11 protein-coding genes are annotated in these 11,966 nt (G+C 68.1%); 6 read left to right on the top strand and 5 right to left on the bottom strand.

Annotated features, from left to right (window positions below; genetic code table 11):
* The first annotated feature begins 9 nt into the window (after positions 1-9).
* Genes gmhB through U4Y91_RS07455 form a run of 3 tightly spaced genes read left to right on the top strand, consistent with a single transcriptional unit; the run spans position 10 to position 2,339 of the window.
* Positions 10-573, top strand: coding sequence for a D-glycero-beta-D-manno-heptose 1,7-bisphosphate 7-phosphatase (gene gmhB, locus U4Y91_RS07465; protein WP_321804520.1), 564 nt, complete (start codon positions 10-12; stop codon positions 571-573).
* Between the two features lie 43 nt (positions 574-616).
* Complete coding sequence (locus U4Y91_RS07460) at positions 617-1,381, top strand: lysophospholipid acyltransferase family protein (RefSeq protein WP_321804518.1); 765 nt, start codon at positions 617-619, stop codon at positions 1,379-1,381.
* A 46-nt stretch (positions 1,382-1,427) separates the two neighbouring features.
* On the top strand, positions 1,428-2,339 hold the full coding sequence (locus tag U4Y91_RS07455) for a SprT family zinc-dependent metalloprotease (protein ID WP_321804516.1): 912 nt from the start codon (positions 1,428-1,430) through the stop codon (positions 2,337-2,339).
* 101 nt (positions 2,340-2,440) lie between these two features.
* On the opposite strand, the gene gloA is transcribed toward U4Y91_RS07455, so the two are convergent.
* Positions 2,441-2,830: a lactoylglutathione lyase gene (gene gloA, locus U4Y91_RS07450; protein ID WP_321804515.1), complete on the bottom strand. Its 390-nt coding sequence runs from the start codon at positions 2,828-2,830 to the stop codon at positions 2,441-2,443.
* Positions 2,831-3,227: 397 nt separating this feature from the next.
* Here gloA and U4Y91_RS07445 point away from each other — a divergent pair, with 397 nt between their 5' ends.
* Complete coding sequence (locus U4Y91_RS07445; protein WP_321804513.1) at positions 3,228-4,163, top strand: DMT family transporter; 936 nt, start codon at positions 3,228-3,230, stop codon at positions 4,161-4,163.
* 115 nt (positions 4,164-4,278) lie between these two features.
* Here the strand turns inward: U4Y91_RS07445 and rsmA are convergent, their stop codons facing one another.
* Genes rsmA through U4Y91_RS07425 form a run of 4 tightly spaced genes read right to left on the bottom strand, consistent with a single transcriptional unit; the run spans position 4,279 to position 9,930 of the window.
* Positions 4,279-5,109: a 16S rRNA (adenine(1518)-N(6)/adenine(1519)-N(6))-dimethyltransferase RsmA gene (rsmA, locus tag U4Y91_RS07440; protein ID WP_044846814.1), complete on the bottom strand. Its 831-nt coding sequence runs from the start codon at positions 5,107-5,109 to the stop codon at positions 4,279-4,281.
* Between the two features lie 49 nt (positions 5,110-5,158).
* Entirely contained in the window at positions 5,159-6,148 is a 990-nt protein-coding gene (gene pdxA / locus U4Y91_RS07435) for a 4-hydroxythreonine-4-phosphate dehydrogenase PdxA (RefSeq protein WP_321804510.1), read from the bottom strand.
* 11 nt (positions 6,149-6,159) lie between these two features.
* Complete coding sequence (locus U4Y91_RS07430) at positions 6,160-7,518, bottom strand: peptidylprolyl isomerase (protein ID WP_321804508.1); 1,359 nt, start codon at positions 7,516-7,518, stop codon at positions 6,160-6,162.
* A 51-nt stretch (positions 7,519-7,569) separates the two neighbouring features.
* The gene (locus U4Y91_RS07425) at positions 7,570-9,930 is read right to left on the bottom strand and encodes an LPS-assembly protein LptD (RefSeq protein WP_321804506.1); all 2,361 of its coding nucleotides are present in this window, start codon (positions 9,928-9,930) and stop codon (positions 7,570-7,572) included.
* A gap of 223 nt (positions 9,931-10,153) precedes the next feature.
* On the opposite strand from U4Y91_RS07425, the gene U4Y91_RS07420 reads away from it, so the two are divergent.
* Together U4Y91_RS07420 and murU are read left to right on the top strand one after the other, a co-directional pair.
* Entirely contained in the window at positions 10,154-11,203 is a 1,050-nt protein-coding gene (locus U4Y91_RS07420) for an aminoglycoside phosphotransferase family protein (protein ID WP_321804504.1), read from the top strand.
* Between the two features lie 31 nt (positions 11,204-11,234).
* Positions 11,235-11,957, top strand: coding sequence for an N-acetylmuramate alpha-1-phosphate uridylyltransferase MurU (gene murU / locus U4Y91_RS07415; RefSeq protein ID WP_321804502.1), 723 nt, complete (start codon positions 11,235-11,237; stop codon positions 11,955-11,957).
* The last annotated feature ends 9 nt before the right edge of the window (positions 11,958-11,966 follow it).

Raw genomic sequence — 11,966 nt, 5'->3', positions numbered from 1 at the left:
GGCCGAACGATGCCGACCAGCCCCAACCGCAAGCTCGTCGTCCTCGACCGGGACGGCGTGATCAACGTCGATTCGGACGCGTTCATCAAGACGCCCGACGAGTGGATCGCGCTGCCCGGCAGCCTCGAGGCGATCGCACGACTCAACCACGCCGGCTATCGCGTGGTCGTCGCGACCAACCAGTCCGGCATCGGTCGCGGGCTGTTCGACATGGCCACGCTCAATGCGATGCATCTGAAGATGCATCGCGCGGCGGCCGCGGTCGGCGCGCGCATCGACGCGGTGTTCTTCTGCCCGCATACGTCGGAAGACCACTGCGACTGCCGCAAGCCGAAACCCGGCATGATGCAGATGATCGCCGAGCGCTTCGAGATCGATCCCGGTCACACGCCGGCCGTCGGCGATTCGCTGCGCGACCTGGAGGCCGGCGTCGCGGTCGGCTTCCGGCCGCACCTCGTGCTGACCGGCAAGGGCAAGAAGACGCTCGCCGCGGGCAACCTGCCGGACGGCACGCAGGTCCATGACGACCTGCGCGCGTTCGCACTCGACTTCCTTTCACACGAACACGAGTGATGCGGCCGCCGCGCGCATCCTCCCTACTGTCAGACCCACGCCGATGCGCTTCGTCCGCTCCCTGCTGCTGCTGATCTACTTCATCCTGTACACGGTGCCGTACGCCACCACGTGCTTCATCGCCTTTCCGTTCATGCGTCCCGACGCGCGCTACTGGATGGCGGCCGGCTGGTGCAAGTCCACGCTGTGGGTCGTGCGCTGGCTGAACGGCATCCGCTACCGGATCGAAGGCTACGAGAACCTGCCCGACGGCCCGGCCGTGCTGCTGTCGAAGCACCAGTCCGCGTGGGAGACGCTCGCGTTTCCGGCGCTGATGCCGAAGCCGCTCTGCTACGTGTTCAAGCGCGAGCTGCTGTACGTGCCGTTCTTCGGCTGGGCGCTCGGGCTGCTGCACATGGTCAACATCAACCGCAAGGAAGGCAAGAATGCCTTCGTGTCGGTGATCCGCCAGGGCAAGAAGCGCCTGTCGGAAGGCGCGTGGATGATCATGTTCCCGGAAGGCACGCGCACGCCGGTCGGCAAGCAGGGCAAGTACAAGACGGGCGGCGCGCGCTTCGCGATCGAAACCGGCGCGCCGGTCGTGCCGATCGCGCACAATGCAGGTCGGGTGTGGCCGCGCAATTCGTTCACGAAGTTCCCGGGCGTCGTCACCGTGTCGATCGGCAAGCCGATTCCGGTCGAAGGCAAGACGCCCGACGTATTGAACTCGCAGGTCGAAGCATGGATCGAAGCGGAAATGCGCCGCATCGATCCCGATGCGTATCGCCAGCCGGGCAATGCCGGCACGCGCGATGCCGCGCGCGTCTGAATCACCCGGATTGCAGCCGTTGCGTACGACAAAACGAAGCGAACTGATGAAAAAGCGTCCGCGGCCACGGCCTGCCATCGTGGCACTCGATCATCGCCAGATGGACCTGCCGCTCTTCGACGGGCCGGCAGTGGCATCGCCCGCACCGTCGGCGCCCGCCGCGCCGCCCTCGCCGCCTGAAGCGGCTGCAGCTCCCGCGGCGCCCACGGCGCCGCTCGATCCGGGCCCCGCACCCGATCGCTCCCGCGTCCGCACGTTCGCACTCGACAGCCGCGTGCTCGAATATCGGTTGAAGCGCTCCGCGCGCCGCACGATCGGCTTCACGATCGACGGCAGCGGGCTGTCGATCACCGCACCGCGCTGGGTCACGCTCGCCGACATCGAAGCGGCGATCGCCGAGAAGCAGCGCTGGATCTTCGCGAAGCTCACGGAGTGGAAGACCCGCACCGAGCAGCGCGCGCTGCCGCAGATCGACTGGCGCGACGGCGCGCAACTCCCGTATCTCGGCAAGACGATCACGATCGCGCTCGGCGCGGGCGCCGTCGCATTCGACGCCGATGCGCAACGGCTGTCGCTGCCGCTGCCCGTGCAAGCCGACATGCAGCAGATCAAGGATCGCGTGCAGGGCTGGCTGCAGGGTGAAGCAAAGCGGATCTTCGGCGAACGCCTGGTGGTCTACGCGGAACGGCTCGGCGTCACGTATTCGATGGTTGCGCTGTCGTCGGCGGCGACGCGCTGGGGCAGCTGCTCGAGCGACGGCAAGATCCGGCTGAACTGGCGGCTGATTCACTTCCCGATGTCGATCATCGACTACGTCGTTGCGCACGAGCTGTCGCACCTGCGCGAAATGAACCACAGCCCGGCCTTCTGGCAGACCGTCGAATCGATCTTCCCGGAATTCCGCGAAGCGCGGCACACGCTCAAGCACCATCCGCCCGAGCTGCTGCCGTCGCTTTGACGCGATCGGCCGCACCGAAAATACAAACGGGCGATGCGGATTCCTCCACATCGCCCGTTTTTCTTGCCCGCGACGCACATCGTGCGCCGCGCGTCCGGCGCTCAGTGCGCCTTCTTCTGAATAAACTCGATCTTGTAGCCGTCCGGATCCTCGACGAACGCGATCACGGTCGTGCCGTGCTTCATCGGGCCGGCTTCGCGGGTCACCTTGCCGCCTTGCGCCTTGATCTTGTCGCAGGCCGCGTAGGCATCGTCGACTTCCACCGCCAGATGGCCGAAACCGTTGCCGAGATCGTAGGACGGCGTATCCCAGTTGTGGGTCAGCTCGAGCACGGTGCCCGTGCTTTCCGCTTCGTAGCCGACGAACGCGAGCGTGAACTTGCCTTCCGGATAATCCTCGCGACGCAGCAGCTTCATGCCGAGCAATTCGGTGTAGAACTTGATCGAGCGGTCGAGATCGCCGACTCGCAGCATCGTATGCAGCAAACGCATGTGTTGTACTCCTGTGGGGACTTTCCAGAAGCGGAAATTCTACCGGAGTCAGGTAAATCCCGCCGCCGGCGCCCCGTCCGCCGCCGGCCGATACCCAAGCATCTGCACGGCGAGCCCGAAGCCCGTGCGGCGGTGAAAATCACCGCGCCCGACGGCCCCCGGCAAGTCCATCGATCGGGTAACATCCTCCCACTTCGCACCAAAAACGGGCATGCCGCCCGCAGCTTGAACGCGACCACCGCCTCATTCCAGCCGCACAGCCTGCCGTGAGAAATCGCCGATTCGAGCGCGCCGTCCGCGCCGTCCGTCCGCCGCTGCCCATGTCTTTGCCCAAGTCTCTGCCCATGTCTCTGCCCATGTCCCAGCCCGCTTCCCGCCGCATCGGCGAGGTCCGCCGATGACCGCGCTCGCCGGCACGCCCGTGCGCCGCGCGCTCGACACGCGCGCGGTCGGCGTGATGCTGCTGCTGTGCGCGATCTGGGGCTTCCAGCAGGTCGCGATCAAGAGCACCAACGCAGCGATCCCGCCGATGTTCCAGGCCGGGCTGCGCTCGGTGATCGCCGCGCTGCTGCTGTGGGGCTGGGCTCGCTCGCGCGGCACGCCGCTGTTCCGCGCGGACGGCACGCTCGGCGCGGGCATCGCGGCCGGTGCGCTGTTCGCCGGCGAGTTCATCTGCGTGTTCTTCGGGCTCACGCTGACGAGCGCGTCGCACATGGCGATCTTCCTGTACACCGCGCCGTGCTTCACGGCGCTCGGCCTGCACCTGTTCGCGCCGGGCGAACGGCTGCAGCGCGCCCAGTGGGCCGGCGTCGGCCTCGCGTTCGCCGGCATCGCGCTCGCGTTCGCGGACGGCTTCCTGACGCCGCGCGCGCCCGGCGCATCGGTGCTGGCCGGCCTCGCTGGCGACGCGCTCGGGACCCTCGGCGGCGCGATGTGGGCCGCGACGACGGTCGTCGTGCGCTCGACGTCGCTCGCGCGGGCCAGCGCGAGCAAGACGCTGTTCTACCAGCTCGCGGTGTCGGCCGTCGTGCTGGTCGCGCTCGCCGCGCTGCTCGGCCAGATGTCGTTCGCGCACGTCACACCGATCGCGCTCGCGAGCCTCGCGTACCAGTCGGTGATCGTCGCGTTCGTCAGCTATCTGTCGTGGTTCTGGCTGCTGACGCGCTACAGCGCGTCGCGGCTGTCGGTGTTCACGTTCCTGTCGCCGCTGTTCGGCGTCGCGTTCGGCGTGCTGCTGCTCGGCGAATCGGTCGGCTGGCGCTTCATGTCGGCGGCCGCGCTGGTGCTGACGGGGATCGCGCTCGTCAACGCGCCGCCGCGCCGGCGCGCGTAACGCGACGCGGACGCGGTCCGGCAGCGACGAAAGCGGCGCGAAAAAAAAGCTGCCCGCTCAGGGCAGCTTCGTCGATCTTGTTCGGACGGGCGCCAGGTGCGACGCCCGCATGCCGCTACTCCGCGGCCTTGCGCACCGCTGCAAGCGCCTGCGCGACGCCGACATATTCGGCCACGCTGACATCCTCCGCGCGTCGCGCGAGATCGAAGCCGAGCCCGTCGAAATCGATCGTCTCGCGATAGTCGCCGAGCGTATTGCGCAGCATCTTGCGGCGCTGCGAGAACGCGGCGGTGACGACTTCGCCGAGCAGCACGGGATCGACGTCCGGCAGTTCGTGCGGCTCGTACGGAATCATCCGGACGATCGCCGAATCGACCTTCGGCGGCGGCTGGAACGATTCCGGCGGCACGTCGAGCATCTTCTCCATCACGTAGCGGTACTGCAGCATCACCGACAGTCGCGAAAACGCCTTCGTGCCCGGCTCCGCGACCATCCGTTCGACGACTTCGTTCTGCAGCATGAAATGCTGGTCGATGACCGCGTCGGCGAACGTCATCAGGTGAAACAGCAGCGGGCTGGAAATGTTGTACGGCAGGTTGCCGACGATCCGCAGCGACGGCTTGTCGCCGGGTGCCGCGAGCGAGCGGAAGTCGAACGCGAGCGCGTCGCCCGCGTGCAACTCCAGCAGCGCGCCGAAGCGCTGCTGCAGGCGCCCGATCAGGTCGCGGTCGAGCTCGACCGCATGCAGCGGCGACTCGGGCGTCGCGAGACGCGCGATCAGCGGCTCGGTCAGCGCGCCGAGGCCGGGGCCGATCTCGACCATCCGCTGGCCGCGCGCGGGGCCGATCGTCGCGACGATCGAGTCGATCACGCCGTGATCGACGAGGAAGTTCTGCCCGAAGCGCTTGCGCGCGAAGTGGCCTTGGTGCTGTCTGCTGTTCGACATCGACTGAGAAAAACGAAAAATACGACGAATGAGGTCAGGCTCGGGCGCGTCAGGCCGCGCGGCGATGGCGCGCCATCGTGACGGCCGTGCCGAGCGCGGCAACCATGCTGCCCGGATCCGCTCGGCCCGTGCCGGCCAGATCCAGCGCCGTGCCGTGATCGACCGACGTGCGGATGATCGGCAGCCCGAGCGTGACGTTGATGCCCTCGCCGAAGGTCGCATACTTCAGCACGGGCAAGCCCTGATCGTGGAACATCGCGAGCACGCAATCGGCATCCTCCAGATGGCGCGGCTGGAACAGCGTGTCGGCCGGATACGGGCCGCGCGCATCGATGCCCTGCGCTTGTGCTCGCGCGAGCGCCGGCGAGATCACGTCGATCTCCTCGCGCCCGAGATAGCCGTTCTCACCCGCGTGCGGGTTCAGCCCCGTTACGAGGATGCGCGGCGCCGCGAGACCGAAGTCGCGCCGCAGGTCGCGATCGATGATCGCCAGCGTCTCGACGAGCCCGTCGATCGTCAGCGCGGCCGACACGTCCTTCAGCGGCAGGTGCGTGGTCGCGAGCGCGACGCGCAGCGGCCGCTCGCCCGTGCCTGCCAGCATCATCACGACGCGCGGCGTGCGCGTGCGTTCCGCAAGGTATTCGGTATGGCCGGTAAACGGCACGCCGGCATCGTTGATCGTGCTCTTCTGCAGCGGTGCGGTGACGATCGCGTCGAACCGGCCCGCCACCGCGCCGTCGATCGCGGCATCGAGCAGCCCGAGCACGTAGCGGCCGTTGGCCGCGTCGAGCTTGCCCGCCTGCGCGGGCACGGCGAGCGGATGATGCTCGACCGACACCGGCCCGCCGCCGGCGAGCACCGCCCGGTCGGCACCGACGGCCGCCGCGCGTGCGTCGAGCAGCGCGGCGTCGCCGAGCACGGTGAAATGCGCGCCGGGCCAGCGCCGCGCGGCATCCTGCAACGCCTGCACGGTCAACTCCGGGCCGACACCCGCGGGTTCGCCGGTCGTGATCGCGATCTGCAGCGCGGATGCCGTCATGCGAAGCTCGCTCAGTTCGCCGGGCCGACGCCGCCGATCTTGTACTGCACGTACGACGAATCGCGCAGTTCACGCAGCCAGTCGGCGTACGCCTGCTCGGCCTTGCGCTGGCCGATCGCCTGGCGCGCGATATCCATCTGCTGCTGCACCGAGCCTTCCGCCTCGCGGCGCTCGACCACCTGGATCAGGTGGTAGCCGTACTCGGTACGAATCGGCTGGCTGATCTGGCCGGCCTGCAGGTTGTTCATCGCGCGCTCGAATTCCGGCACGGTCTCGCCCGGGCTGATCCAGCCGAGATCGCCGCCCTGCGACGCCGAACCGTCCTGCGAGTAGGTGCGCGCGAACTTCTCGAAATCGCCGCCGGTCTCGACCTGCTTGCGGATGTCCTGCAGCTGCTGGCGCGCCTGGCCTTCCGACTTGCCTTCGCCGACGCGCAGCAGGATGTGGCGCACGTGCGTCTGGACGATCTTCGGTGCCGCGGCGGTCGCACCCTGGCTCTGGCGGCGGTCGACGAGACGCACGATCTCGAAGCCGTCCGGCACGCGGATCAGCGTCGGGTTGACCTGGCCGGGGCGGAGCTTCGACGCGGCTTCGACGACGTCGGCCGGCAGCGCGCCCGGCGCCTTGAAGCCGAGGTCGCCGCCCTTCTTCGCGTCGTTCGCTTCCGAGTTGTTCTTCGCGAGCTTCTCGAAATCGGCGCCCGACGTGGCCTGCTGCAGCAGCGCGTCGGCCTTCTTCTGTGCGGCTTCGATGTCGGCTTGCGGCGCGTTGGTCGGCGCCTTGATGAAGATGTGCTGGAAGCGCAGGTCCTGCTGCTGCGATGCGCTCGGCCCGCGCTGGCTCGCGATGTAGTTCGCGACCTCGGCGTCCGATACGGTGATCTTGCCGTCGACCTCGCGCTCGCGCAGCTTCGACAGCATCAGCTCGGTGCGGGCGTCGCTCGTGAACACGCTCCAGGGCACGCCTTGCGCCACGATCCGCGCGCGATACTGGTCGAGCGTCATCCCGTTCGCCTGCGCGAGGCGCTGCAGCGTGGACTGCACGGTCGCGTCGTCGACGCGGATCCCGTCGTCCTTGGCCTTCTGCACCTGGATGCGTTCGAGCACCATCTGGTTCAGCACTTGCGCGTTCAACTGGTCGGCCGGCGGCACGGGTGCGTTCTGCTGCTGCAGCCGGCGCGCGATCAGGCCGACGCGCTGCTCGAGTTCGCGACCGGTGATCACGTCGTTGTTGACGACCGCGACGACTTCGTCGGCGAGCTGTGCGCCATGCGAACCGAGCGCCTGCGCCGCGGCCGGCGCGGCGGCGAGCAGCGCGGCGGACGCGGCGAGGCTGGACACGACTGCCGCGAAACGAAGGGTTTTCTTCATTGCCACTGATACTCCATTGAAATCGTGCTGACCGGTGCAGACAAGCCGGCGTTACTCGTAGTTGCTGAAGCGGGACATCGGCGGCGGCGCGGACGGCAGCGGCGTGTAGCCCGGCACCCCGGCGCGGAATGCGGCCACGAGACCGTTGTCGACGCTCGACAGCCCCTTCAACGTCAGCTGCATCATGAAGCGCGTCGACGAATTCTGCTGCCCCGACGTGTTCACGCCGTTCGCGTACCGCTGGACCCCGACCCCGAGCGCCCAGCAATCCGCGTCGTATTGTAAGCCGAGCAGACCGTCGACGACCCGGTCGGCGGCCAGGTCGTAGTTGAAGCGGCCGATCGCATACAGGCGGCGCGTGAGCGGCCATTGCGCGGACACCAGGAACTGGTTGATCGGCTGGTTGTCGAGCGTCGTGTTCGCACGCGTATAGCGGTAGCCGACGTTGATCACGCGGCGCTCGCCCGGGCTGTAACCGAAACCGATGCTCGACTTCACGAGCTGGTTGTTGTTCTGGTTGTACTGGAACGCCGTCTCCGACATGAAGCCGGAGCCGAGTTTCAGCGCGGCGCCGACGATCAGGTCGGAGTGGCGCGCCAGCACGGCGCTCTGGCCGGAATTCAGCGTGACGCGCTGGTCGGCGAAATAGTACTGCTGCGCGACCACGAAGCGCGCGCGTTCGTCGCCGGTGCGCGGATCGATGAAGCGCGACGTCAGGCCGGCCGTGATCCGGTTCGCATCCGCGATCCGGTCGTTGCCGACGAACGTGTTCGGCTGGTAGATCTCCGCGAGGCCGAAGTCCGATTCCGCGGTGTCGAACAGCGGTGCGTTCGACTGGTCGCGATACGGCGTGTACACGTAGTACAGGCGCGGCTCGAGAGTCTGGATGAAGTCCTGGCCGAACAGGCGCACCGAGCGGTCGAAGATCAGGCCCGAGTCGAAGCTCACGGTCGGGATCGACTCGGTGAAGTGCTTCGGGCTGTTCGGCGTGCTCGACGACAGGTGGTTCAGGTCGTACGACGCGAAGTGGTACTGGACCTTCGGCACGGCGAAGTAGCCGGGGCCGTACACACCGTACGCGATATACGGGTTGAAGACGATCCGGTCGCCTTCGGTCATGTCGGCGGTCGTGATGCGGAACCGCGAATAGTCGGCTTCCGCGCCGAAGTCGAAGCCGCCGACGTTGTACTTCGTGTACTTCACGTTCAACTGCGGCTCGCGGCTGTACGGCGCGATCGACGGCGGCAGCGTCTGCCAGTGCTGGTAGCGCGCGAGCACCGACCACGGGCCGTTGTTGTACGTGAGGCCGGCTTCCTGCTGGTACAGCGTCTGCGTCCCGTTGATGAACTGGTTCATCGACCCAAGGTCTTCGGGATACGTGTTGTCCGAGACCTTGTTGTAGTAGACGTAGCCGCCGAAACCGCCGCCGAAGTTCTGCTGGTGCTGCCAGTAGATCGCGTAGCGGTCGCGGTGCGCGAGCCGGTCACCCGGCAGGTAATTGGCCGTAAACGTGCCCGAATACGACGGCGACAGGTAGCGGAACGTCGCTTCGGTCTGCACGCCGCGCCGCGAGATGATGCGCGGCGTGATCGTCAGGTCGCGGTTCGGCGCGATGTTGAAGTAGTACGGCAGCGACAGCTCGAACCCGTTGTTCGAGTTCATCGAGAACGTCGGCGGCAAGAGGCCGCTGCGCCGCTCGCCCGACAGCGGGAACGTCATCCACGGGCTCGCGAAGATCGGCACGCCCTGGAAGAACAGCACGCCGTTGCGCGCGGTGCCTTCGTCGGCGCCCGTATCGAAGTCGAAGCGGCTGCCCTTGATGTACCACGCGGGGTTCGTCGAGCACTGGCACGCGGTGTAGGTGCCGTTGATGAACACCGAGCGCTCGCTGTCGAGCAGGTCGACACGCTCCGCGCTGCCGGACCCGCCCGTCACGTTGAAGTGGTACTTCGGCGCCGTCATGAAGCCCTGGTTCGCCTCGACCTTCAGATGCGCCTCGGGGCCCGCGAACGACGTGCCGCCGTTGACCACCTTGACCTGGCCGTACGCGTCGGCCATGTCGGTATCCTGATCGTAGTGGAGCGCGTCGGCCTTCACGACCGCGTCGCCGCGGCGCAGCTCGGCCGAGCCCTTCGCGGCGAGGTCCTGATCGGCCGTGCCGCTCGTATGGTCGGCAATCACGAAGGTGGCCGGCTTCGCGCCGTCCTTCAGCGGATGATCCTCGAGCTGCGGGGCGAGCCGCAGGTCCCACGGCGAGTCGAGCGGCTGCGGCTGCGCGGCCGCGCCCGACAGCTGCGCGTACGACACGGCCGGCACGAGGCCGGGCACGGCCAGGAGCGCGAGCGCGAGCCGCCGTTTGCGCGGCGCCCCGTCACCGGGGAAGACATTCGGGAATAGCGGTTTGGGCGGCATCTATCGTTTGGCGAATCGCCCCTTGTCAACCGCAGCTGCACGGCACATTCGCGCGCGGCGGGCCGCACCGTCGCACCGCGACTGCGGCTGAGCGCAAACCGGGGAGGCGATCGGGCGGACGGCGCGACAGGCGGCGGGCCTGCACGGCGGAAGCTGACGCGGGGCGCGTCAAAAAAGTCGTGGGGTATTATATGGCAAGACGTTCCCCCCTCCGCCGAGTTTCATGACGCCCCCATCCGCCGCATCCCAGCCCGACGCCCGCCTCGAAGCCCTGACCGCGTGGCTGCGCCCGCTCGCCGAGCGCTTCGCCCTCGACCTGACGACCCTCGCGCCCGCGTCGTCGGACGCCAGTTTCCGCCGCTATTTCCGTGTCACGTCGGCCGCGAGCCCCGGCGGCTCGCTGATCGCGGTCGACGCGCCGCCGCCCGAGAAGTGCCGCGAATTCGTCCAGGTCGCGCAGCTGCTCGCCGCGGCCGGCGACCACGTGCCGGACGTGCTGGCCCACGATTTCGACGCCGGCTTCATGCTCGTGACCGACCTCGGCCGCACGTCGTACATCTCGGTGCTCGATCCGGCCGACCCGGTCGCCGCGCGGCCGCTGATGCGCGATGCGCTCGACGCACTGATCCGCTTCCAGCTGAGCTCGAAGCCCGACGTGCTGCCGCCGTTCGACGAGGCGTTCCTGCGCCGCGAGATGGAGTTGCTGCCCGAATGGTTCGTCGGCCGGCACCTCGGCAAGCCTGTCACCGATGCGATGCGCGGCACACTCGACCGTACCTTCGCGCTGCTGGTCGCGAGCGCTCATGCGCAGCCGCAGGGCTTCATGCTGCGCGATTTCATGCCGCGCAACCTGATGGTGTGCGAGCCGAACCCGGGCGTGCTCGACTTCCAGGACGCCGTGTACGGGCCGCTGACGTACGACGTCGTGTCGCTGTTGCGCGACGCGTTCATCAGCTGGGACGAGGAGTTCGAGCTCGACTGCTTCGCGTACTACTGGGAAAAGGCGAAGAAGGCCGGCCTGCCGGTCGATCCGGACTTCGGTGAGTTCTACCGCCAGCTCGAATGGATGGGGCTGCAGCGCCACATCAAGATCCTCGGCCTGTTCGCGCGCATCAACTACCGCGACGGCAAGCCGCACTACCTGAACGACCTGCCGCGCTTCCTGAATTACGCGCGCAAGGTCGCGCTGCGCTACCGCCCGCTCGTGCCGTTCGCGAAGCTGCTCGACGAGCTCGAGGGCAAGGGCGCGGCCGACGTCGGCTATACGTTCTGACCGCCCACACCGCCCTCACCTTCAGCCGAACATGAGCTCTACCCTGACCACGGCGATGATCTTCGCCGCCGGCCGCGGCGACCGGATGCGCCCGCTGACCGACACCCGCCCGAAACCGCTGCTCGAAGCCGGCGGCAAGCCGCTGATCGTCTGGCAGATCGAGGCGCTCGCGCGTGCGGGCATCGAGACGATCGTGATCAACCACGCGTGGCTCGGCGACCAGCTCGAGGCGACGCTCGGCGACGGTTCGCACTGGGGCGTGCGGCTCGCGTATTCGGCCGAAGGCGACGCGCTGGAAACCGCCGGCGGGATCGCGCAGGCGCTGCCGCTGCTTGAGCGCGACGGCCGGCCGACGGTGTTCGCGGCGGTCGCGGGCGACGTGTACTGTGCGTTCGACTACCGGACGCTCGCGCCGCGCGCCGCGCAGATGGCCGCGCTCGACGCGCCCGCGATGCATCTCGTGATGGTGCCGAACCCGCCGTTCCATCCGGACGGCGATTTCGTGCTCCGCGACGACGGCCGGCTGGCGCTCGCCGGCGCGCCGCGCGTCACGTTCGGCAGCATCGGCGTGTACGACACGCGGATGTTCCGCGACATCGTGCCCGGCACGCACCGGCCGCTCACACCCTACTTCAAGGCGACCATCGAGGCCGGCCGCGCGAGCGGCGAATTGTATGAAGGAATCTGGGAGAACGTCGGCACGCCTGCGCAGCTCGGCGAACTCGACGCGCGGCTGCGCGCCGCCGCGGGCTGATCGTTTCGC

This window comes from Burkholderia sp. BCC1993, assembly GCF_905339865.1.
Classification (GTDB): Bacteria; Pseudomonadota; Gammaproteobacteria; order Burkholderiales; family Burkholderiaceae; genus Burkholderia.
Note: the sequence above shows the minus strand (reverse complement) of the source record. Positions and strands in the feature narration are given on the sequence as shown.

What these genes read in the sequence shown, in the direction of transcription:
- pdxA (WP_321804510.1), bottom strand. Translation starts at nt 6,148, where the DNA reads ATGACGGCATCCGCGCTGCAGATCGCGATCACGACCGGCGAACCCGCG.
- gloA (WP_321804515.1), bottom strand. Translation starts at nt 2,830, where the DNA reads ATGCGTTTGCTGCATACGATGCTGCGAGTCGGCGATCTCGACCGCTCG.
- U4Y91_RS07425 (WP_321804506.1), bottom strand. Translation starts at nt 9,930, where the DNA reads ATGCCGCCCAAACCGCTATTCCCGAATGTCTTCCCCGGTGACGGGGCG.
- U4Y91_RS07430 (WP_321804508.1), bottom strand. Translation starts at nt 7,518, where the DNA reads ATGAAGAAAACCCTTCGTTTCGCGGCAGTCGTGTCCAGCCTCGCCGCG.
- U4Y91_RS07420 (WP_321804504.1), top strand. Translation starts at nt 10,154, where the DNA reads ATGACGCCCCCATCCGCCGCATCCCAGCCCGACGCCCGCCTCGAAGCC.
- murU (WP_321804502.1), top strand. Translation starts at nt 11,235, where the DNA reads ATGAGCTCTACCCTGACCACGGCGATGATCTTCGCCGCCGGCCGCGGC.
- U4Y91_RS07445 (WP_321804513.1), top strand. Translation starts at nt 3,228, where the DNA reads ATGACCGCGCTCGCCGGCACGCCCGTGCGCCGCGCGCTCGACACGCGC.
- U4Y91_RS07455 (WP_321804516.1), top strand. Translation starts at nt 1,428, where the DNA reads ATGAAAAAGCGTCCGCGGCCACGGCCTGCCATCGTGGCACTCGATCAT.
- rsmA (WP_044846814.1), bottom strand. Translation starts at nt 5,109, where the DNA reads ATGTCGAACAGCAGACAGCACCAAGGCCACTTCGCGCGCAAGCGCTTC.
- U4Y91_RS07460 (WP_321804518.1), top strand. Translation starts at nt 617, where the DNA reads ATGCGCTTCGTCCGCTCCCTGCTGCTGCTGATCTACTTCATCCTGTAC.
- gmhB (WP_321804520.1), top strand. Translation starts at nt 10, where the DNA reads ATGCCGACCAGCCCCAACCGCAAGCTCGTCGTCCTCGACCGGGACGGC.